Origin of the sequence: Amycolatopsis sp. NPDC049691 (assembly GCF_040675005.1) — a bacterium.
GTDB lineage: Bacteria > Actinomycetota > Actinomycetes > Mycobacteriales > Pseudonocardiaceae > Amycolatopsis.
Map to the genome: position 1 here is coordinate 19,852 of NZ_JBFANX010000032.1, position 21,298 is coordinate 41,149.

The 21,298-nt window shown below is 70.8% G+C and carries 19 protein-coding genes; 10 read left to right on the plus strand and 9 right to left on the minus strand.

What is annotated here, in order from left to right; translation table 11 throughout:
• Window positions 1–89: 89 nt before the first annotated feature.
• Window positions 90–3,224 (plus strand): GH92 family glycosyl hydrolase, encoded by a 3,135-nt coding sequence (locus tag AB0J40_RS43695; protein WP_364465888.1) that lies wholly within the window; start codon window positions 90–92, stop codon window positions 3,222–3,224.
• Window positions 3,225–3,282: 58 nt separating this feature from the next.
• Here AB0J40_RS43695 and AB0J40_RS43700 read toward each other — a convergent pair whose 3' ends face one another.
• Genes AB0J40_RS43700 through AB0J40_RS43710 form a run of 3 tightly spaced genes read right to left on the minus strand, consistent with a single transcriptional unit; the run spans window position 3,283 to window position 5,530 of the window.
• Window positions 3,283–4,296, minus strand: coding sequence for a hypothetical protein (locus AB0J40_RS43700; protein ID WP_364465890.1), 1,014 nt, complete (start codon window positions 4,294–4,296; stop codon window positions 3,283–3,285).
• Entirely contained in the window at window positions 4,293–4,616 is a 324-nt protein-coding gene (locus tag AB0J40_RS43705; RefSeq protein ID WP_364465891.1) for a helix-turn-helix transcriptional regulator, read from the minus strand. Before AB0J40_RS43705 ends, AB0J40_RS43700 begins: the two co-directional genes overlap by 4 nt.
• A gap of 53 nt (window positions 4,617–4,669) precedes the next feature.
• On the minus strand, window positions 4,670–5,530 hold the full coding sequence (locus tag AB0J40_RS43710; RefSeq protein ID WP_364465893.1) for an alpha/beta fold hydrolase: 861 nt from the start codon (window positions 5,528–5,530) through the stop codon (window positions 4,670–4,672).
• A 115-nt stretch (window positions 5,531–5,645) separates the two neighbouring features.
• Between AB0J40_RS43710 and AB0J40_RS43715 the strand changes: the two genes are divergently transcribed.
• The 4 genes from AB0J40_RS43715 to AB0J40_RS43730 all read left to right on the plus strand — a co-directional run bounded on the left by AB0J40_RS43715 (window position 5,646) and on the right by AB0J40_RS43730 (window position 9,025).
• Window positions 5,646–6,764 (plus strand): helix-turn-helix domain-containing protein, encoded by a 1,119-nt coding sequence (locus tag AB0J40_RS43715; RefSeq protein ID WP_364465895.1) that lies wholly within the window; start codon window positions 5,646–5,648, stop codon window positions 6,762–6,764.
• Window positions 6,765–6,863: 99 nt separating this feature from the next.
• The gene (locus AB0J40_RS43720) at window positions 6,864–7,325 is read left to right on the plus strand and encodes a hypothetical protein (protein WP_364465897.1); all 462 of its coding nucleotides are present in this window, start codon (window positions 6,864–6,866) and stop codon (window positions 7,323–7,325) included.
• A 7-nt stretch (window positions 7,326–7,332) separates the two neighbouring features.
• Window positions 7,333–7,746 carry a hypothetical protein gene (locus tag AB0J40_RS43725; RefSeq protein WP_364465899.1) on the plus strand — a complete coding sequence of 138 codons (414 nt, stop codon included), beginning with the start codon at window positions 7,333–7,335 and terminating at the stop codon, window positions 7,744–7,746.
• A gap of 52 nt (window positions 7,747–7,798) precedes the next feature.
• Complete coding sequence (locus AB0J40_RS43730; RefSeq protein WP_364465901.1) at window positions 7,799–9,025, plus strand: DUF222 domain-containing protein; 1,227 nt, start codon at window positions 7,799–7,801, stop codon at window positions 9,023–9,025.
• A 155-nt stretch (window positions 9,026–9,180) separates the two neighbouring features.
• On the opposite strand, the gene AB0J40_RS43735 is transcribed toward AB0J40_RS43730, so the two are convergent.
• Together AB0J40_RS43735 and AB0J40_RS43740 are read right to left on the minus strand one after the other, a co-directional pair.
• A complete protein-coding gene (locus tag AB0J40_RS43735; RefSeq protein WP_364465903.1) occupies window positions 9,181–11,772 on the minus strand; it encodes an exo 1,3/1,4-beta-D-glucan glucohydrolase in 2,592 nt (863 codons plus the stop codon).
• A gap of 272 nt (window positions 11,773–12,044) precedes the next feature.
• Complete coding sequence (locus AB0J40_RS43740) at window positions 12,045–12,521, minus strand: Lrp/AsnC family transcriptional regulator (RefSeq protein ID WP_364466030.1); 477 nt, start codon at window positions 12,519–12,521, stop codon at window positions 12,045–12,047.
• Between the two features lie 125 nt (window positions 12,522–12,646).
• Between AB0J40_RS43740 and pdhA the strand changes: the two genes are divergently transcribed.
• From pdhA to AB0J40_RS43765, 5 genes are read left to right on the plus strand one after another with little or no spacing between them, the layout of a single operon-like run.
• Entirely contained in the window at window positions 12,647–13,717 is a 1,071-nt protein-coding gene (gene pdhA / locus AB0J40_RS43745) for a pyruvate dehydrogenase (acetyl-transferring) E1 component subunit alpha (protein ID WP_364465905.1), read from the plus strand.
• Entirely contained in the window at window positions 13,717–14,712 is a 996-nt protein-coding gene (locus AB0J40_RS43750) for an alpha-ketoacid dehydrogenase subunit beta (protein WP_364465907.1), read from the plus strand. The genes pdhA and AB0J40_RS43750 overlap by 1 nt, the downstream gene beginning before the upstream one ends.
• The gene (locus tag AB0J40_RS43755; RefSeq protein WP_364465909.1) at window positions 14,705–15,880 is read left to right on the plus strand and encodes a dihydrolipoamide acetyltransferase family protein; all 1,176 of its coding nucleotides are present in this window, start codon (window positions 14,705–14,707) and stop codon (window positions 15,878–15,880) included. Before AB0J40_RS43750 ends, AB0J40_RS43755 begins: the two co-directional genes overlap by 8 nt.
• Window positions 15,881–15,933: 53 nt before the next feature.
• Window positions 15,934–16,482 (plus strand): hypothetical protein, encoded by a 549-nt coding sequence (locus AB0J40_RS43760; RefSeq protein WP_364465911.1) that lies wholly within the window; start codon window positions 15,934–15,936, stop codon window positions 16,480–16,482.
• A complete protein-coding gene (locus AB0J40_RS43765; protein ID WP_364465913.1) occupies window positions 16,479–17,462 on the plus strand; it encodes a hypothetical protein in 984 nt (327 codons plus the stop codon). The genes AB0J40_RS43760 and AB0J40_RS43765 overlap by 4 nt, the downstream gene beginning before the upstream one ends.
• Before the next feature lie 15 nt (window positions 17,463–17,477).
• On the opposite strand, the gene AB0J40_RS43770 is transcribed toward AB0J40_RS43765, so the two are convergent.
• The 4 genes from AB0J40_RS43770 to betA form a co-directional block, all read right to left on the minus strand.
• Window positions 17,478–17,966, minus strand: a complete 489-nt coding sequence (locus AB0J40_RS43770) for a putative immunity protein (RefSeq protein ID WP_364465914.1) — start codon at window positions 17,964–17,966, stop codon at window positions 17,478–17,480.
• A 38-nt stretch (window positions 17,967–18,004) separates the two neighbouring features.
• Window positions 18,005–19,135, minus strand: a complete 1,131-nt coding sequence (locus AB0J40_RS43775) for an FAD-dependent oxidoreductase (RefSeq protein ID WP_364465916.1) — start codon at window positions 19,133–19,135, stop codon at window positions 18,005–18,007.
• Window positions 19,132–19,452, minus strand: coding sequence for a bifunctional 3-phenylpropionate/cinnamic acid dioxygenase ferredoxin subunit (locus AB0J40_RS43780; protein ID WP_364465918.1), 321 nt, complete (start codon window positions 19,450–19,452; stop codon window positions 19,132–19,134). The genes AB0J40_RS43775 and AB0J40_RS43780 overlap by 4 nt, the downstream gene beginning before the upstream one ends.
• 182 nt (window positions 19,453–19,634) lie before the next feature.
• Window positions 19,635–21,293 (minus strand): choline dehydrogenase, encoded by a 1,659-nt coding sequence (gene betA / locus AB0J40_RS43785; RefSeq protein WP_364465920.1) that lies wholly within the window; start codon window positions 21,291–21,293, stop codon window positions 19,635–19,637.
• Window positions 21,294–21,298 lie beyond the last annotated feature (5 nt).

Here is a 21,298-nt window from a genome sequence, read left to right on the forward strand (position 1 = left end):
ACGAGCCAGGTCTTTGTCAAAGTGTTGACCCCGGGCCCGGCCGCAGGCAAAGGTCGGATGACAAGGCTGTCGGCTTCGGGAGGCACCGGGTGCGGTACAGGTTCATGGCGGCGGTGGTCGCGACGGCGGTGATCGGGGCACCCGCCGTCGCTTCGGCGGCTCCGACAACGTTGTCACCGCTGGTCGGCGATCCGGCGGCCTACGTCGACCCGCTGATCGGCACCGGCCGGGGCGGCAGTTCGGTCGGCGAGATCAACAACTTCCCCGGGCCGGCGGCGCCGTTCGGGATGATGCAGTTTTCGCCGGACACCCAGGGCGCGTACGCCGGCTACCAGTACCACTCCGACCGGATCCGCGGGTTCAGCCTCGACCACGCCTCGGTCGGCTGCACCGCGTTCGGCGACGTGCCGCTCCTGCCGGTCACCGGCGACGTCGGCAGCGCGCCCTGGGACCGCACCGAGCACTTCGGCCACGACGGCGAACAGGCCGAACCGGGCTACTACGCCGTGACGCTCGACGACTCGAAGGTCCGGGCGGAGCTGACCGCGACGACCCGCACCGGGCTCGCGACGTTCACCTACCCGGCGGGCTCGACGCCGCAGGTGCTGGTCAAGGGCGGGGCCAGCCTGGCCGGGAACTCCGCCGCGACGTTGCAGATCACCGGGGACCGCGAGGTCAGCGGCTCGGCGACCACCGGCAACTTCTGCGGCAAGGGCAACAAGTACACGGTCTACTACGACATCGCGTTCGACCAGCCGTTCACCGCGCACGGCACGTGGGACGGCTCGTCGGTCGACCCGGGCACCGACCGCGTCGACTCGCCGCGCGCGGGCGCGTACCTGACGTTCGGTTCGCAGACCGTGCACGCGAAGGTGTCGATGTCCTATGTGGGCGTCGACGGCGCGAAGGCCAACATGGCCGCGGAGGTCCCGGGCTGGGACTTCGGTGCGGTGCGAAAGTCCACAAGGGACAAGTGGACGCAGGCGCTGGGCAAGATCCGCGTCGCCGGCCGTGATCCCGCGCAGCTCAAGACGTTCTACACCGCGCTGTACCACTCGCTGATGCACCCCAACACGTTCGACGACGCCGACGGGCGCTACATCGGCTTCGACAACCGGATCCGGACGCTGCCCGCGGGGCGCCACCAGTACGCGAACTTCTCCGACTGGGACACCTACCGCTCGCTCGCGCCGCTGCACGCCATGCTGTTCCCGAAGGAAGCGAGCGACATGGCGCAGTCGCTGACCAACGACGCCGTGCAGGGTGGCTGGTGGCCGCGCTGGCCGTTGGCGAACGCCTACACCGGCCAGATGACCGGCGACAGCTCGGTGGCGCTGATCTCCAACCTCTACGCCTTCGGGGCGCGCGACTTCGACGTCACGACGGCGCTGAAGTACCTGGTCAAGGGCGCGACTTCGGTCGACAACACGCCTGGGGCGTACCAGGAACGGCGGGGCATCGCGGACTACGTCGCTCGCGGGTACCTGCCGAACAACGACGCTTCGCGCGGCGACCACGCCCGCGTCGGCGCGTCGATCACCTTGGAGTGGGCGATCGACGACTTCGCGATCGCGCAGTTCGCGCAGGGCATCGGCGACCGCGACGTCGCGCGCGAGTTCACCAAGCGCGGCCAGAACTGGCAGAACATCTTCAACCCGCTGACCGGGTACCTGCAGCCGCGCGGGCAGGACGGCCGCTTCCCGGACGGCGCGGCCTACGTCCCGCCGCCGCCCGGCAAGTTCGGCCAGGACGGCTTCGACGAGGGCAACGCGGCCCAGTACACGTGGCTGGTCCCGCAGGACCCGGCCGGTCTCGTCACGGCGATGGGCGGACCTTCGGCGGTCGCGTCCCGGTTGGACACGTTCTTCCAGAAGCTGAACGTCGGCCCGAACGAGCCGTACATGTGGGCGGGCAACGAGCCGGACTTCGGCGTCCCGTGGCTGTACAACCACGTCGGGCAGCCGTGGAAGACGCAGCAGGTGGTCCGCGAGATCGCGACGACGCTGTTCAGCGCGACGCCGGACGGCGAGCCGGGCAACGACGACCTCGGCGCGCAGTCGTCGTGGTACGTCTGGGCCGCGCTCGGCATCTACCCGGCCACGCCGGGGACGCCGGACCTGGTCGTGCACAGCCCGCTGTTCGAACGCGCGGTGCTGTCGCTGCCTTCCGGGCGGACGCTCGACATCCGTGCGCCGCAGGCGCCGGCGACGTACGTCCACTCGTTGTCGCTGAACGGCCGGGACTGGAACCGGACGTCGCTGCCGGCCGGCACCGTGCGCGACGGTGGCCGGCTGGACTTCTCCCTGGTGTCCACTCCGGACAAGCGGTGGGCGGCGGACGCCACGCCACCGTCCTATCGCGACAGTGAGCGGCCGTTCCTGGCGTCGGCGACCAACCAGGTCGTCGTCCCGCCCGGGAGCACCGGGGAAGCCACGGTCAGCGCACAACGGCTCGGCGGGCACGACCGCGTGCTCGACGTGACCACGCAGGCGCCGGCCGGGATCTCGGTGACCGGGCCGCGGCAGCTGCGGCTCGACGACCGGACCGGCGGCGGTTCCGCGAAGCTGACCGTGTCGGTGGCCGCCGGGACACCCGAGGGTTACTACCAGGTGCCGGTGACCGTCCGCGGCGGCCCGGCGTCGGTGCCGGGCTCGGTGATCGTGCTGGTCGCGCCGCCGGATGGACTGGCGGCGGCGTACTCGAACGTCGGCATCTCGGACGACGGTGACACCGGGGCGGCCGACATCGACGGCGCCGGGAACAGCCTGTCGCGGCAGGCCTTGGCCGCGGCCGGATTGGTGGGCGGTCAGACCTCGCAGGCGGTGGGCACGTCGTTCGTCTGGCCCGCGGCGCCGGCGGGCCGGCCGGACAACGTCGTCCCGGCCGGGCAGCCGGTCCGCGTGTCCGGGACGCGGTTGTCGTTCATCGGCACGGCTTCGAACGGCGACCACCGGGCGTCGGCGACGGTGACGTTCACCGACGGCACCACCGCGGCCGCCGACCTGTCCTTCGGCGACTGGGTGTTCCCCGGCGGCGGCACGGACCCGGTGTTCGGCAACACCCTGGTGGCCCGCACGGACCACCGCAACCAGCCGGGCGGGCCGGGCGGCGGGGCGTCGATCTACGCGACGACGCCGTTCGACGCCCCGCCCGGGAAGCAGATTGCGTCGGTGACCCTGCCTGCGGACCCCAACCTGCACGTGTTCGCCATCGGCCTCGCCTGACGCCCTCGTGAGTGAGAAACAGGGTGCTAACCCTGTTTCTCACTCACGACGGGTGGGGTCAGGCGGCTTGCTGGGCGTTGTAGACGTTGATCGCCGCGTCGCCGAAGTGCGGGCTGCGCTCCTCGTCCGAGTTGTCGTCGGAGTGGTAGCTCACGTTGCCGACGAGGTAGCCCCAGCCGCGGGACAGCTGCAGGTCGTCGAGCCAGGGGCCGCCGCTCGCGCCGTGGCCCTGGTCGCAGTGGATCGCCTCCTGGTCGGGCTGGAACGGCCAGATCCCGGGGCGCCACGTCGTCCCGGTGCAGTAGCGCAGCTGCTGGCCGGTGATGCCGGCGCGGGCCGGGTGCGTGTCGAACGGGTAGCCGAACTCGTAGACGTTCCAGTCGTAACCCTGGCCGAACTTGTAGCCCTGCCAGCCGGTCACGTTGGCGACGCTGACGCCGGCCCGCGGCCAGAGCGTGATGGCCGCGAAGTCGTAGTCGCTGTCCCCGCCGTCGAAGTAGCCGTTCGGCGTCGACACCGACTTCCAGCTCCACCGGCCCAGCGGCTCACCGGAACCGGCGTAGTCCGGCACGAAGACGAAGTTGCTGTACCAGTGTTTCGCGCCGTCGGTGACGCAGTGCCCGGCGGTCCAGATCATGCTGCGGTTCGTCGAGTTGACGACGCTCGCGGTGCACTGGTGGCCGCCGTCGGGCTCGTCGAAGTACAGCTTGCCGACGGTCGTCGCGGGCATCTGGCCGTGCGCGGTCCAGACCTGCGACTGGCTGAGCGAGGTCAACGCCGCCGGGGCCTGGGGCACGGTCTTCGCCACCGCCGCGCCCGGCGCGGCCTGCGCGGGCAGGACGTGCGACTGCGGTTCGGCCCCGTGCTGTTCGCGCGGGACGTCGGCCGGCTTGGCCGCCCGCATCCGTTCGGGCGTCCACGAGCTGAGGACGTCCTTTTCGGCCGCGGTCGACTGCTGGACCACGGCGGCGGAAGCCTTGCCCGGCACCGCGGGTGTTCCCGCGTGCGCTGTGCCGTGGACCAGCAACCCCCCGAGCACCACGACGGCGGCGACGCCTGCCCATCTCCTCATTCCGGCTCCTCCCCGTTCCGGGCGGCGGCTCCGCCCGGCAGCCAGCCTCCCGCCGCGGGCGCGGCGGCGACACTGGACCTTGGACTTGCGCCGTTCAGGGGAGGCCGGGCGCGCAGCAGGCACGCCACCGAGCCGGCCTGCAGCCGCGACTCGACGCGCAGCTTGAGCAGGACGTTGCTGACGTGGAACTTCACGGTGCGCTCGCTGATGTCCAGCCGGCGGGCGATCCCGCGGTTGGACAGGCCGTGGCCGAGCAGGCCGAAGATCTCGCGCTCCCGCCGGCTCAGCCGCTCGACGCGTTCGAAGACGCCGTCGTTCATCTGTTCCCCCTCCGCTCGCACCGAGAAGAGGGGGAACGCGCGGGTGCAGATACTCAGCCGGGCGAGCCCGCGGCGCAGACCTTGATCGGGGCCGCGTTCGCCGGGTCGAGGGCATTGCGGACCAGGTGCCACACGTTGAGGTCGTAGGCCTCGCCGATGTGGCCGACCGGGTCCACCGGGCAGAAGTCCTGGACGTACTGGTTCCGCACGCCCGGCTCGCGGACGAACGACGTTTCGGTCGGCGTCACCAGCTCGTCGTAGCGGGAGGTGATGATCGTGTAGCCGATGCCGGGCTGGGCGACCGGGCCGGTGTTCAGCGCGACGATCGCCGCGCCGCCGTCCAGCTCGTCGGCGAAGATCGGCAGGCCGATGGTCTTGACGATCGTGTCCCACGTGCTCTTGCCGAGCAGGGTGTAGGCCAGCGTCAGGAGACCGGACGCGTTCGCGCCGTGCGTCGGCGGGGCGATCGCGACGACCTGCCCGAGTTCGCGCTGGATGCCCTGCATCTTGGCCAGGTAGAGCGACTGGAGGCCACCCTCGGAGTGCCCGACGACGTCGACCTTGGCCGCGCCGGTGGCCGCGCGGACCTTCTCGACGAAGGCCTTGATCTCCAGCGACGACTCCGCCACCGGCTTGAGCCCGCCGGCGAAGGGGAACTGCGGGTAGGCGCCGTAGGTCAGCGAGAACGTGCAGTAGCCGCGGGCGGCCAGGTCGGCCTGCAGGAAGTTGAGGTCCTCGTAGTAGGTGGCGAAGGTGCCGTGCAGCAGGACGACCGGGTTGGGGTGGGCCGCGCTCGGGCGGCAGCCGAAGTCGTTGTTCCCGCCGGTGGCCGCCTGGGCCGGGACGGCGGCGCTCAGCGTCAGCACCCCCGCCAGGCCGATCGCGGCCAGCCATCGTTTCGTTCCCCGCGCCATCGCGAAGTCCCTTCGTCTGGTGGTGTGCACAGCATGCGCCGGTTGATCAACGCTGTCTGCTGGTAAAACGCGCAGAAACTTGCCGTGGCCGTTTGTGCATGGTGACAATGTGCGGATGGATGCCGTCGAGGCGCTCTTCCCGCGGTCGGGGGAGATCGCCGCCGCGATGATCGCCCGGTGCGCCGCCGAGATCCCGGCGTACCGGCTGCTGCCGGCGAGCGTGCTGGAGGGCGACCTGGTCGCCAACGCGATGGCCGTGTTCGAGCTGTTCCTCACCACGGTGGCGGAGGACCGCCTGCCGACCGAGGAAGAACTCGCCCGGCCGATCGCGTGGGGTGCCGAGCGGGCTCGCGACGGCCTGCCGCTGGAAGCCGTGCTGCGGATCTACCCGCTGGCCGCCCGGGTCGCGTGGGAGCGGGCCGACGGCGACCGCGCGCTGCTCGGGGCGCGGATGCTCGACTTCCTCGGCGAGGTGATGCCGCGCGTCGCCTCGGCGTACCTGCGCGAGCGCGACGACCTCGACTGGGAGCGGCGCGAGGACCGGCAGCACCTCACGGCCAACCTGCTCGCCGGCCGCCCGGTGGGGCGCCGCGAGCTGGCCGAGGCGTACGACGTCGTGGTGTTCCACCTGCCCGCGTTGCCCGCCGCCGCGGATTCCCGCGCGGCGACGGACCTGTTCCGCGCGGTCCGGTCCGATTTGGACGGTCAACCGGGTGTGCTGGTGACGTTCAAGGGTGACGGCGGCGTGCTCCTGGTGCCGACCATGTCGCCGGTCGAGGAGGTAGCGGCTCGGGTGGACCGGGTCTGCGGCCGCCGGTGCACCGCGGCCACGGCCCGCGCTTCGACTCACGCGGACATTCCGTTCGCGCACTCTTCGGCCCTGGAAATCCTTGCGCTGGCGGAGAACCTGGGGCGGCCGCCGCGGCTCTACCGGCTGGCCGACCTGGCCATCGAGTACCAGATCGCCCAGCCGAGCCCGGCCCGGGAAGCGTTGGCCGCGGTGCTGGCGCCGTTGGCGGACCACCCGCACCTGATCGACGCTCTGCGCGCTTTCGTGACGTCGGGCTACAACCGCGGTGAAGCGGCTAGGGCGTTGAGTATTCACCGCAACACGCTGACGTACCGGCTGGGCCGCATCCAGCTGATCACCGGCTACGACGCGACGCGGCCGGCGGACGCCCGCCACCTGGCGGCCGCGATGACGGCTTACGACATCGCGCGCCGGAACGGGTGAATCCCACGGGATAACGCTTGGGTCGCGTTCTCGCGGATCCGTTGCAGATCGGCGCGAGCGGCCGATTCCAGGGGGCGGACACGGAAGAAGTTGATTCCCATGAAATCCGCCGGAGTTCTCGTCGCCGTCCTGATCGGAGCGGGTGCCGCCGCGTGCGGGGTGCCGTCGGTGGTCGGAGTGCCCGTCGCCGCGCCGGTCAGTACCACCATCGTCGCCGTGCCCGCGCCGGTTTACGTGCAGCCGCCCGCGTACGCCGCGCCGACGGACACCGCGGAGGCGCGCACGGTCGTCGCGTACTACGACGCGATCAACCGCCGCGACTTCGCGATGGCGTGGTCGCTCGGCGGCAGCCGCATCGCGGGCGGCGGCGGGTATGCCAAGTACGTCAACGGTTTCGCGACGACGTCGTGGGACACGCTGACGGTCACCGACGTCCGCGGGAGCACGGTTTCGGTGGTGCTGTCGGCGGTCCAGACCGACGGCAGCACCAGGACGTTCGCGAGCACGTACACCGTTTCCGGCGGCGTCATCACCGGCAGCCACATGACCCGGACGAAATGAGCCAGCCATGCGTCTCTTTCGCTTCACAGCAGCCCTTTCCGCCGTACTGGCGTTGGCCGCGTGCGGGCTGCCGCGCACGATCTCCGGCCAGCCGGCGGTGTCCACAGTGGTCACCACGGCGCCGAGCACGCCGACGGTCACCGTGCCGCCGCAGACGGTGGTAGTCCAGCCGCCGCAAACGGTCGTCGTCACCCCGAAGGGCGCGGCCACGCAGTGGTACGCGCAGCCGAGCTGGATTTCCGCCCAGCCGTGGATCACCATCACGCCGGAGGTGGGGCAGACGCCGTGCCAGTGGCTCCACGCGCGCGGGTATTCCTACGCGCAGGCGTATGCGGCGTGGGCGCAGAACGGTTATCCTGCGACCTGGTCGGCTACTGGTGACGGTTACCCGTGTCAGAAGTCTTATGGTATGCAGCACTAGGTTCGCTCGTTCGTGTGGTGATCGTGTGTTCGGGTTCGGCTAACCTTGTTGTATGGCAACGGAAACGGCGTGGCAGACGGATGCGATGGCCCTGGCCGATCGCATCTCGACCCTGCTCGCCGTGGTGCGTTCTGCCGAGGCTGAGATCGGTGCGCTGCTGGTGGAAATCGAGTCTCGCGGTGTGATGGGACTCTTCGGCTACCGCTCGGTTGCCCGGCTTCTCGAGCACTTGGCCGACATCCCGAAGTCCGCTGCCGAGACGATGGTCAAACGAGCCCAGGCCCTGCACCCCGGCCACCACCTCGACAGCCCGCCCCCTGTCGCCCCCGCTACCGCGGCCGCCGCGGCGGAGGGCCGCCTGAGTAACCCGATGATCGACACCATCGTCGGCGCCCTCACCCAGGTCCCGCTCGAGCACCGCGAGGAGGCCGAGCAGCACCTGCTGGCCCTGGCTTCGAGCGCGGGTTACAGGCAGGTCGCTGCCCTCGGCGCCCGCATCGTCGCCCACCTCGACCCCGACGGTCCCGAACCCGACCCCACCGAACCTGCCACTCCCAGCCGGGAACTGTCCCTGCGCCGCAAACGGACCGGAGTCTGGGAGCTGCACGGCCGCTTCGACGACGAAACCGGCACCCGCGCCAGCGCCCTGCTCGACGCCTTGGCCGAACGCCGCACCAACCCCTCCGAGGGCGCCGACCTGCGATCCCCGCAGGAACGCTACGGCGACGCCTTCTCCGACGCAGTGGATCTCGCCCTCAACTCCCCGGACCTGCCCATGCAGGCCGGCGAGCGGGCGCACGTGATGGTCGCGGTATCGCTGAAGGACCTCAAGTCCGGCGTCGGCCACGCCACCCTCGGAGACACCGGCACCATCACGGCGGCAGAAGCCCGCATCCACGCCTGCGACAGCATGATCATCCCCGCGGTACTGGGCGAGAACAGCGAACCCCTGAACCTCGGACGGCTCCGCCGCCTGATCTCCGCAGGCCTCCGCCGAGCGTTGTTCCTGCGCGACCGCGGCTGCGCCTTCCCCGGCTGCCACCGCCCACCCCGCCACTGCCAGGGCCACCACATCCGCCACTGGGCCGACGGAGGCCCCACCAACCTGAACAACCTAGTCCTGATGTGCGCCCACCACCACCGACTACTCCACCGCTCAGGGTGGGAAGTCCGCATCGCCGCCGACGGCCTCCCCGAGTTCCTCCCACTAGCATTCCTGGACAAACACCGAAAACCCAGATGCAACAACCTGCACCAACCACTGCCATTCGCAGCGTGACAGTCGAACATGGGAAAGGCCCGCAGCCAGAAGGCTACGGGCCTACACCCACGTCCTTACGCCGGCGGCGGCTCCCGCCCCGTCGCGATGAACGCGGGGTTTACGCCGTGAAACGGACCGGGCCGGGAGCTTTCCGCTCCCGGCCCGGTCGCCGATCAGGTCAAACTCGAACAAGGTCTCGCGTCGGGATCCTTCGCCCCGTTGGGCACCCAGCGCACGTTCGCGAACGACGCCTGGAACGGCGCGTCCGTGTACACCAGGAACGGGGTGTTGATGTTCTCGAAGTCCAGCCCGTTGTTGAAGCAGGACAACGGGATCTTCACCGTCGTCTTCGCGCCGCCCGCGAGGTCCGTGAACAGCTTCGTCGCGTTCACCTCGGAGAAGCACGGGTAGACGCAGTGCATGCTGATCACCGTGCGGTTCGTCGGTGCCTGCTGCACGATCGTGTCGAACTCCAGTGCGCCGTCCGCGTTCAGGTAACTCCTGAGGTCGTTCGTGCCCGCCGGGTTCTGGAGGTAGAACTGGGCGGCACCCGTGCCGGTCCAGGTCGTCTTCAGGCCGTCGCCCTGGACGTTGACGTCCGTCGGGACCGTGTTGATCTCGGGGTGTTCCGCGATGCCGTCCGGGCCGATCTCCGTGCCGCCCCAGTTGGACGCCGAGCCGATGAAGCTCTTGTACGGCGGGACGTCGGTGCGGTTGTACAGCTCGAGGTCCTCCGTCGCGGTGCCGCCGCCACCGGTCGACGCGCACGACGCCGGGCCTTCGGTCTCGTCCAGCTTGCCGATCGTGACGCGCTGGCCGGTCTTCAGGCCGTAGCCCAGCTTGAACAGCGGGTCGTAGTCCGGCGACCACGGGTTGAGCGGCGACTGGCATGCGCTCTTCGGCCACGAGTACGACAGCGTGCCCTGGTAGCCCGTGCCGTCCTTGCCCTTCACCAGCATGTCCGCGACGCCGCCGCCCTCGGTGCCGGGCAGCCAGGCCGCCACGAACGCGTCGGAGCGGTTGATCTCCTTGTTCATGTACAGCGGGCGGCCGCCGACGTACACGGTGACGACCGGGGTGCCCTTGCCGCTGACCTTGTCCAGCACGGCCAGGTCCTCGGGGTAGAGCTTCGCCGCTTCCAGGGTCTTGCGGGTGAGGTCGCCGACGCCCTCGGCGTACGGCGTCTCGCCGATGACCGCGATGACGGCGTCGTAACCCTTCGGGTCGACGGTGCCGGTGGCGTCGAACGTGACGTTCTCGGCGCCGAGGTCTTCCTTGATCCCGGTGAGGATCGAGGTGGCGTTGGGGAAGTCGGCGTTGGTGTTGCCGGTGCCCTGCCAGCTCAGCGTCCAGCCGCCGGTCTGGTTCTGGATGTTGTCGGCGCTCTTGCCGACCACCAGGACCTTCGACTTCGGCTTCAGCGGCAGCACGTTGCCGTTGTTCTTCAGCAGCGTCTGCGACTCGCGCGCGGCGTCGCGGGCCAGCCAGTTGTCCTTCAGCGCCTCGTCGGAGTTCGCGTAGGAGCGGTCGGACGGCTTCTGCGACTCGAAGAGGCCGTCGCGGATCTTCACGCGCAGGATGCGGGTGACGGCGTCGTCGATCCGGGACATCGGGATCTGGCCGTTCCGGACCTGGGCGACGGTGTTGGTGATGAACGCCTTCCAGTCGGCGGGCACCATCACGATGTCGATGCCGGCGTTGATCGCCTGCGGGCACGAGGAGTTCGTGCAGCCGGTGACCTGGCCGATGCCGTTCCAGTCGGACACGACCAGGCCGTCGAAGCCCATCTTGCCCTTGAGGATCTGGTTCAGCGCCTTGTCGCTGCCGTGCAGCTTGCCCTCGTTGATGCCGAGGTCGGTGTTGGTCCAGCTGTTGAACGACACCATGACGGTCTGCGTGCCGGCGGCGAGCGCGCCGTAGTAGCCCTGGCCGTGGATGTTGATCATGTCGGCCTCGGACGACGGGTTGACGCCCTGGTCCTGGCCCTTGAGGGTGCCGCCGTCACCGATGAAGTGCTTGGCGGTGGCGATCACGCCGTTGTAGCCGATGCGCTTGGTGGCGCCGTCCTGGAGGCCGTTGATGGCCTCGAAGCCGTAGGAGCGCGTGATGCGCGGGTCCTCGGAGAAGCCTTCGTAGGTGCGGCCCCAGCGGTCGTCCTGCACGACCGCGAGGGTGGGCGAGAAGGCCCAGTCCTGGCCGGTGGCGCGGATCTGCCGGGCGGTGGCGCCGGCGACGTCGCGGACGAGGCACGGGTCGTGCGCGGCGCCGAGCCCGATGTTGTGGGGGAACACGGTGGCGCCGTAGACGTTGTTGTTGCCGTGCACCGCGTCGATGCCCCAGATGACGGGGATCTTGGTGCGGCTGGTCTTCGAGGCGTTCCAGTAGGCGTCGGCGAGGTTCAGCCAGTCCTGCTGGGTGGCGTGCTTGTTGCCGCCGGGCCACGCGCCGCCGCCGTTGAGGACGGAGCCGATCGCGTACTGCTTGACCTCGTCGGGGGTGATGGAGGTGATCTCGGGCTGCGTCATCTGCCCGACCTTCTCCTCCAGGGTCATCCCGGAGAGGATCTGGGCGATGCGCGCCTCGTCGCCGGCCTTGCCCTTGAACCGGCTGTCGACCTTCGGCCAGTCGGCGAGGGTGGGCAGGCTGTTCTCGATCTTGGCGCAGCCGTCCTTGTCCTTGGCCGGCTGGCCGATGACGGGCTGTGCCGGTGCGTCGGCTTGGGCCGGCGTCGCTTGGGCGATCCCGCCCAGCAGACTCAGGCTCATCAAGGTGACGAGCGAACTTCGGCGCGCACGGACCCACGCGCGGGATCTTCTGGCCATGGTCTGGTCCATTCTGCGATGAACGGCGGACCGGCCGATCCTCACCGGGCGAGCGGGCGGCGTCAATAGGTTTCGAGGTAGTTATTTCTCGACATAAAATAAGAGTCGCCCGGCGACGGGATCACGTGCTCTTCTGCCTAATCGGTGATGTGGTGAAAGGCAAGGGTGCTCGCGGGCAAGGGTTTTGCCCGCGCGTCGGAGGCGGCAACCCGGGCTCAGCCGAGGACCGAGCCCGGCAGTTCCTCGAAGATCAGCCACGTCCGCGTCGACCGCACCCCCTCCAAAGCCTGCAGCCGCTCCAGCACGACGTCCCGCAACGTCTGGTTGTCCGGCGTCCGGACCAGCAGCAGGATGTCGAAGTCGCCGCCCACGAGGGCCACGTGGTCGACGTACGGGATCTCGTGCAGGTCCGTGGCCATCGTGCGCCACGACGTCTGCTCCACCGTCACCATGATGTACGCCGACGTGCCCAGGCCCGCCCGTCGCGGGTCGATCCGCGCGCCGAAGCCCGTGATCACTCCCTCGGCCAGCAGCCGCTCCAATCTCGCGTACGCGTTCGTGCGCGAGATGTGCAGCTTCTCCGCCAGTGCGCGGACCGCCAGGCGCCCGTCCGCGGACAGCTCCGCCAGCATCGCCCGGTCGACCTCGTCGAGGGCCGGGGCCGTTCGTCCCGGAAGGCCGCCGTGGGCCAGCGCACTGATGGACGTTTGGTCACCCGCGCCAGCAGAAAAAGGCCGTTTGTCGCTCATTCGGCCAGGACCTTGAACACACGATCAGCAAGAACCACCATCTCAGCATCATATGTCTGCGAGAGGTGGTGCCCGTGGAAACCCTGCTGCCCTCCGCGTCCCCCGTGCGGTTCGCCGCCGAGGACGGGACCCGCGTCGACCAGCACGACGGCTACGCCGAGCCCGCCATCGACCGCCTGAAGGCCGCCTACCGGCTGATGGTCCTGGGCCGCCGGTTCGACGTCCAGGCGACCGCCCTCACCAAGCAGGGCCGCCTCGCCGTCTACCCCTCCAGCGCCGGCCAGGAGGCCTGCCAGGTCGCCGCCGCGCTCGCGCTGCAGGACCAGGACTGGCTCTTCCCGACCTACCGCGACTCCGTCGCCCTCGTCGCGCGCGGCCTGAAGCCCGGCGAAGTCCTGACGCTGCTTCGCGGCGACGCGCACTGCGGCTACGACCCCGCCGAGACGCGCGTAGCTCCCCAGTGCACTCCGCTCGCGACGCAGACCCTGCACGCCGCCGGTCTCGCGCACGCCATGCAGCGACGCGGTGAGGACGCCGTCGCGCTCGCGCTCATCGGCGACGGCGCCACCAGCGAAGGCGACTTCCACGAGGCGCTCAACTTCGCCGCCGTCTTCAAGGCGCCCGTCGTGTTCTTCGTGCAGAACAACCGCTACGCCATCTCCGTCCCCTTCGAGAAGCAGAGCGCCGCGCCCGCCCTCGCCTACAAGGGGATCGGCTACGGCATGCGTTCCGAGCAGGTCGACGGCAACGACGCCGTCGCGGTCCTCGCCGTCCTCGACGACGCCGTGAAGCACGCCCGCGAAGGCAAGGGCCCGGTGCTCGTCGAGGCCCACACCTACCGCATCGACGCCCACACCAACGCCGACGACGCCACCCGCTACCGCGACGCCGCCGAAGTCGCGAAGTGGCGCGAAGCCGACCCGCTCAAGCGCCTCGAGACCTACCTCGGGGACGCCCTCGACCCCGACGAGATCGCGCGGTACCGAGCAGAGGCCGAGGAGTTCGCCCAGTCCGTCCGCGACACCCTCAACGCCGACGCGGAACTCGACCCGATGTCCCTGTTCGACCACGTCTACGCCGAGCCGACCCGCCACCTCGAAGCGCAGCGGGCCGCCCTGCGAGCCGAACTGGAGGCCTGATGACGACCACGATGGCGCAGGCGCTCAACGCGGCCCTGCGCGACGCGCTCAAGGACGACGACCGCGTGCTCGTCTTCGGCGAGGACGTCGGCACGCTCGGCGGTGTCTTCCGGGTCACCGACGGCATCACCGCCGACTTCGGCGAGGACCGCTGCTTCGACACCCCGCTGGCCGAGTCCGGCATCGTCGGGTTCGCCGTCGGGATGGCGATGGGCGGGTTCCGCCCGGTCGTCGAGATGCAGTTCGACGCCTTCGCCTACCCGGCGTTCGAGCAGATCACCTCGCACGTCGCGAAGCTGCGCAACCGCACCCGCGGCGCGCTGGAACTGCCGATGGTCATCCGGATCCCCTACGCCGGCGGCATCGGCGGCGTCGAGCACCACTGCGACTCCAGCGAGGTCTACTACACGCACACGCCGGGCCTGCGCGTCGTCACGCCGGGCACCGCGCAGGACGCCTACGACCTGCTCCGCGACGCCATCGAGTCGCCGGACCCGGTCGTCTTCCTCGAGCCGAAGGCGCGCTACTGGTCGGGCGAAGAAGTCACCTTCACCCGCACCGGCCCGGCGATGGACAAGGCCGCGGTGCGCAAGACCGGCAAGGACGTCACGCTCATCGCCTACGGCCCGATGGTCGCCACGGCCATGGAGACCGCCGAAGCGGCGAAGGACGAGGGGTGGGACGTCGAGGTCGTCGACCTGCGCTCCCTGAGCCCGTTCGACGACGAGACCGTGACGGCGTCCGTGCGCCGCACCGGCCGGGCCGTCGTGGTCCACGAGGCCGCCGGCTTCGGCGGCTACGGCGCCGAGGTCGTCGCGCGCGTCACCGAGCAGTGCTTCCACCAGCTGCACGCGCCCGTGCTGCGCGTGACCGGGCTCGACATCCCGTACCCGGCGCCGAAGCTGGAGCGGCACACGCTGCCCGACGTCGACCGGATCCTCGACACGATCGCGCGCCTGCAGTGGAACGACACCCCGGTGGTGGCCGGTGCCTGACTTCCTGCTGCCCGACCTCGGCGAAGGCCTGACCGAGGCGGCGATCCTCAACTGGCACGTGAACGTCGGCGACACGGTCGAGGTCGACCAGATCGTCGTCGAGGTCGAGACGGCGAAGGCCGCGGTCGAGGTGCCCGTGCCGTTCGCCGGCGTCGTGTCCGCGCTGCACGGCGAGCCGGGGCAGCTGCTGCCGGTCGGCGCGCCGCTGCTGTCCGTCGGCGGGTTCGCCGAGCCCGGCGTCACGACGTCGTCCGGCAGCGGGAACGTCCTCATCGGGTACGGCACCGCGCCGACCACCCGGCGCAAGCGCGCCCGCCGCGTCGAAGCGCCCGCGCCGAAGGCCAAGGCGCCCGGCGTGATCTCGCCGTTCGTCCGGAAACTGGCCGCGGACAACGGGATCGACCTCGCGAAGCTCACCCCGGCCGGTCCGGACGGCATCATCCGCCGCGCCGACGTCGAGGCCGCCCTCAAGAAGCCCGTCGCGAAGGGGAAGCGGATCCCGCTGACCGGCGTGCGCAAGGCCGTCGCGGACAAGCTGACGACGTCCCGGCGCGAGATCCCCGAGGCCACGGTCTGGGTGGACGTCGACGCGACCGAGCTGGTCGCCGCCCGAGCCGCCTTGAACGCCAAGACGGACCGGCCGGTCAGCCTGCTCGGCCTGATCGCGCGGTTCGCCGTCGCGGGGCTGAAGAAGTTCCCCGAGCTGAACTCGCGCGTCGAAGGCGACGAGATCGTGCTGCTGGACGAGATCCACCTCGGGTTCGCCGCGCAGACCGACCGCGGGCTGGTCGTGCCGGTCGTGCGGGACGCGGGGGCGCTGTCGACGCGGGACCTGTCGGCGGCCATCGGCGACCGCGCCCGCACCGCGCGCGACGGCAAGCTGGCGCTGGCGGACCTCACCGGCGGCACGTTCACTGTCAACAACTACGGCGTCTTCGGCGTCGACGGGTCCGCGGCGATCATCAACCACCCCGAGGCCGCGATCCTCGGCATCGGCCGGATCATCGACCGGCCGTGGGTGGTCGACGGCGCCCTCGGCGTGCGGAAGGTCTGCGAACTGACGCTGGCGTTCGACCACCGCGTCTGCGACGGCGGCACGGCAGGCGGGTTCCTGCGGTTCGTCGCCGACTGCGTGGAGTCGCCGGTCACCGCCCTCGGTGATTTGTAGACGCACCGGCCGCATTGGCCGGTGGTGACGGTCGTGGCACTTACAGTGTTCGCGTGACGACTCCAGCCCAGCACGACCGGGACCAGGCGGAAGCCCGCGTGGGCCGGCTCAAGCAGGACCTGCGGGCGGGGCTGGCGACCCCGCCGGCCGACGTCGAGGCGATGGACGAGCTCGTCGCGACGGCCCACCGGCTGCTCGACGCCGAGGTGGCGTTCGACGAGGCGAAGCACCGGCTCGCGAACGCCGAGCTGGAGTCCCGGCACGCGGCGACGCAGCGCGCGGTCGTGTACTACGCGGCCGCGCCGGTGCTGGTGCCGCTGGTGGCGGCGGCGCTGGTGCTGTTCGACGTGCTGTCGCCGGGGTGGCTGTTCGCGCTCGTGCCGCTGTTCGCGGCCGGGCTGTGGATCGGCTTCGGCCCGGTCCGGCGCGTCGGCGACGTCATCCGCGAGCGGACGCGGGCGGCGTGGGCGGGCAGCGCGACGGCCGGGCTGCTGGTCCTCGCGCTGGTCCCGTGGTCCGGGTTGGTGGTCTGCACGATCCTGACGGCGCTGGGCGTCGCGGCCACGTGCGGGCTGCTGTGGCGGGAAAGCCGGATCCCGTGAGCCACGGCTACGCGACCTACGGCGACGACCCCGAGTTCTCGGCCGGCTACGAAGAGCCGGTCGACACCACGCGGCGCGACCTCGACGAGCTGTTCGCGGCGGTCGACGGGCTGCGCGCGGCCGTCGAGGAGACCGACGACCGCGTGCGCCAGGACGTCGCCGACCTGACCGAGCGGCTCGAGAGCGGCGGCGCGAGCCGCCAGGAGGACCGGCTGGACCTGCTCGGGCGGCGGCTGGACCGGCTGCAGCAGCAGGTCCAGGCCCTGGAGCGCGCGGTCCGCGTGGCCGACGGGGTGCCGCAGGCGAACCTGGACGAGGTCGGCGCGGAGACGCGGGCGCTGGCGGCGGAGGCGGCGCGCTGGGACGACCTGCACAAGGAGCTCGTCACGAAGGAGCAGCGCGCGCGGTACTCCGACGAGATCTCGCGCCTTTCCTCGGTGCAGGCGGCGTTGTCCCGCTGCGACGCGGACTTGCTGGACGTGATCCGGGTGCTGGCGTCGACGGACCGCGGTGCGCGGGCTCGCGGGGACGCGGAGTCGTCGTTGCGGGCGTTGGCGACGCGGCGCCGGACGTTGCTGGACGAGGAGATCCCGGCGGCGGTCCAGGCGGCCGACCAGGCGCGCTTGGCGTTGCGCGAGGCGGACGCGGTGGAGGCGCGGGTGGTCCCGCAGCTGGAGCGGGCCGAGCGGGCGTGGCACGACCTGCAGGTGCGGCTGCGGACGCGGATCACCGACGCGCTGGGGTCGAACGCGCTGCTGCCGACGTGGTTCGGTCACGCGCTGGGGGTGGCACCGCCGGCGGGGGCCTCGGGAGACGCGTGGATCCGCACGGCGGCTTCGGTGCTGGCGTACCGGGTGACGTTCGGGATCACCGACCAGGCGCTGCCGCTGGGGCCGCCGCCCGAGGACGCGGACACGACGGAGCGGCGGTGGACCTGGCGGGCGCGCCTGGAGTCGGATCTGGACGAACTCTCGCTGTAGGCCTGGTGCGGGTTGTCACGACCGGCCGCGCAGTGCCGCTTCCAACTGGCGGTGCAGCTCGCCCAGGCGGGTTTTGCCCGGCTTGCCCGGTGGGAACTTCCGCAGGATCTCGCTCACCTCGCGCGGCGCCTGCGACAGCGCCCAGGCGACCTCATCGGAGGCGGAACCACCCGCCAGTTCGCGGGCCAACGCCGCCTGCTGCGCGGGGCCGACGATGTGCTTCACCTGGTGCGGCGACTCCAGCGGGTGCAGGTAAGCCGCGCCGGCCACGCCCACCGCCGCGCGCGCCGCCGCCGCGGCCGCCGGGTCCGGGGTCCTGCTTGCCGCCAACGCCTCCCACGCCGCCGTCCGCAAGGCGCGGGTTCGCGGGCCTCCCGAAGCGAACTCCCGTGCCGCCGCGATCGCCGCCGCCGGGCGCGGATCCGGTACCAACGGCAGCACCCGCGCGGCGCAGTCGGCGGCCCAGCCCGTCAGCACCCGCAGTTCGTCCAGAGCCAGCTCCATGTGGGTGAAGCGTATCTTTGAAACGCCGGTTGAGACTTTCAGACGGCCGCCGGCCGCCGAAGGGGACGTCGCAGGCGGTTGAACAGCTTCGCGTTGTTCAACGCGAACACCCCCACCGTCTCCCCGTCGCGCTGCCACACCGCCGCGAACGACGCCGACGCCGGATCGCCGTCCACGAACGAAAGCGTGTCGGTCGGCACCGGGTGCCCGGCCAGCTGCAAGGTCCCCGAATACTGGTCCGACCAGACGTAACCACTCGGTGTGTACGTTCGCGCGGTGTGCCCGGCCAGCAGGTTCGCCACCGCGACCGGGGCCTGCTCCGACGCGTTCGTCCAGTGCTCGTGCCGCCGGCCGCCGTAGCGGGCCACGTCGCCCACCGCGACCACGTTCGGCAGCGCCGTCACCAGTCCATCGTCGGTGTGGACGCCGTTGCCGACCGTCAACCCGGAGCCGTCCAGCCACTCCGTCGCCGGGACCATGCCGATGCCCGCCACGACGACGTCGGCCGGGACGAGCGAACCGTCGGCGAGGTGGACGCCGGCCGCGTCCACGGCCGTCACCGAAACGCCGCACCGCAGGTCCGTACCGTGGTCGGCGTGCAGCCGGGCGCAGACAGCGGCCAGCTCCGGGCCCAGCACCGGCGCCATCGGCGCGGCCAGCGCCTCCAGCACCGTGACGTCGAGGCCCAGCGACCGGCACGTCGAGGCCACCTCGGCCCCGATGAACCCGGCACCGATCACCACCACCCGGACCCCGGGCACCAGGGCTTCGCGCAGGGCCAGTGCGTCGTCGACCGTCCGCAGCGTGTGCACCCCGGACCAGCCGGGCACGGTCCGCGCCCGGCCACCGGTCGCGATGACGACGCCGTCCGCGTGCACCGAACCGCCGTCCGACAACAGCACTCGACGCGAAGCCGGCTCCAGCGCCGTCGCGCGCACGCCGAGCCGGAAGTCCAGCGCCAGCGAGGCGAGGTCGCCGGCGTCGAGCAGTTCCAGCGACGCCGCGGAAACGGTGCCGGCCAGGAAGCCCTTCGACAGCGGCGGCCGGTCGTACGGCAGGTGGGTTTCGGAGCCGATCAGCACGATCCCGCCGTCGTACCCCTGCGCGCGCAGCTCCTGCGCCGCGCGGACCCCGGCGAGCGACGCGCCGACGACCGCGATGCGCTTCACGCCGCGTCCTCGCCGGCCACGCCGTCGACGTAGATGACACCCTCCTCGACGACCACGGCGTACGTGCGCACCGGGTCCTTCGCCGGCAGGCAGGTCGGCATGCCCGTGCGCAGGTCGAACAGCGCCGCGTGCAGCGGGCACTCGACGAAGCAGCCTTCGAGCCAGCCGTCGGCCAGGGAAGCGTCCTGGTGGGTGCACGTGTCGCCGATGGCGTACAGCTCGCCCTCCTCGGTGTGGAACACCGCGATGGCGGGCGGTCCGGGGATCCGGACGGACTCGCCGGGGGGCAGCTCGTCCACCGTGCACGCGCGAATCATGACGCCTCCGAGGTATGTTGCGCATGGGGGAACATCAACTGTGATACGCAACAAGTGTGAGTTCGCCGGAGAGGCGCGTCAAGGGGGTACGCCCCGGTAGTTTTCGTTACCGGATAACGGGTATCCCGGGCGCGCCGAAGGCCCGTACCGGGGATGGCGGTACGGGCGCGACGACGTCGGGGCTAGTTCTCGCCGTGCCGGTAGAAGGGCGTCTTGATCGGGGCGAGCGGGGTGTTGCCGAGGATCAGGTCGGCGGCCTTCTCGGCGGTCATCATCACCGGCGCGTAGATGTTGCCGTTGGTGATGTAGGGCATCACCGACGCGTCCACCACGCGCAGGCCCTCGGTGCCGTGCACCCGCATGGTCTGCGGGTCGACGACGGACTTCTCGTCCACGCCCATCTTGGCCGTGCACGACGGGTGCAGGGCGGTCTCGGCGTCCTTGGCGACCCAGTCGAGGATCTCCTCGTCGGTCTCCACCGACGGTCCCGGCGAGATCTCCCCGTCGTTGTACGGGTCGAGCGCGGGCTGGTTGAGGATCTTCCGCGCCACCCGCACGGCCTCGACCCATTCCTTGCGGTCGTTCGGCGTCGAGAGGTAGTTGAACTTGATCGCCGGGTGCTGCCGCGGGTCGGTCGAGGTGATCTTCACCGAGCCGCGGGTGTCGGCGTACATCGGGCCGACGTGCACCTGGTAGCCGTGGCCGCCCGTCGGCGCCGAACCGTCGTAGCGGATCGCCACCGGCAGGAAGTGGAACATCAGGTTCGGGTACTTCACCTCGTCGTTCGACCGGACGAACCCGCCGCCCTCGAAGTGGTTGGTGGCGGCGGGCCCGGACCGCAGGAACAGCCACTGCGCCCCGATGTAGGGCCGCTTCCACTTCGCCAGCGACGGCTGCATCGACACCGGTTGCTTGCAGGCGTACTGGATGTACACCTCCAGGTGGTCCTGCAGGTTTTCGCCGACGCCTGGCAGGTCCTTGACGACGTCGATGCCGAGCTTCTCCAGTTCGGCCGCGTTCCCGACACCGGACAGCTGCAGCAGCTGCGGGGTGTTGATCGCGCCGCCGCAGAGGATGATCTCCTTGCCGTACACCTCGGCCGGCGCCTTCCGGCCCTGCGCGTACTCGACGCCGACCGCGCGGGTGCCGTCGAAGAGGATCTGCGACACGAACGCGTGCGTCTTCACCGTCAGGTTGGGCCGGTCCAGCACCGGGTGCAGGTACGCACCCGCGGCGGACAACCGGCGTCCTTTTCGGACGTTGCGGTCGAAGGGCGCGAAGCCCTCCTGCCGGTAGCCGTTGACGTCGTCGGTGCGCGGGTAGCCCGCCTGCTCGGCGGCGTCGAAGAACGCCTGGAACAACGGGTTCGACGCCGGGCCGCGTTCCAGTTCGAGGGGACCGTCGTGCCCGCGCCACTTCCCGTCCGGCGGATCGGCGAGGCAGTTCTCCATCCGGTTGAAGTACGGCAGGCAGTGCGCGTAGTCCCAAGTGGACATCCCGGGGTCGGCGCCCCAGCGTTCGTAGTCCATCGGGTTGCCGCGCTGGAAGATCATCCCGTTGATGCTCGACGACCCGCCGAGCACCTTGCCGCGCGCGTGGTAGATGCGACGGCGGTTCATGTACGGCTCGGGCTCGCTGCGGTAGCCCCAGTCGTAGAACTTCGACCCGATCGGGAACGTCAGCGCGGCCGGCATGTGGATGAAGACGTCCCACTTGTAGTCGGACCGGCCCGCCTCCAGGACGAGGACCTTGTTCGCCGGGTCGGCCGAGAGCCGGTTCGCCAGCGCGCAGCCCGCCGAGCCGCCGCCGACGATGACGAAGTCGTAGGTTTCGGAACTCATGGCGT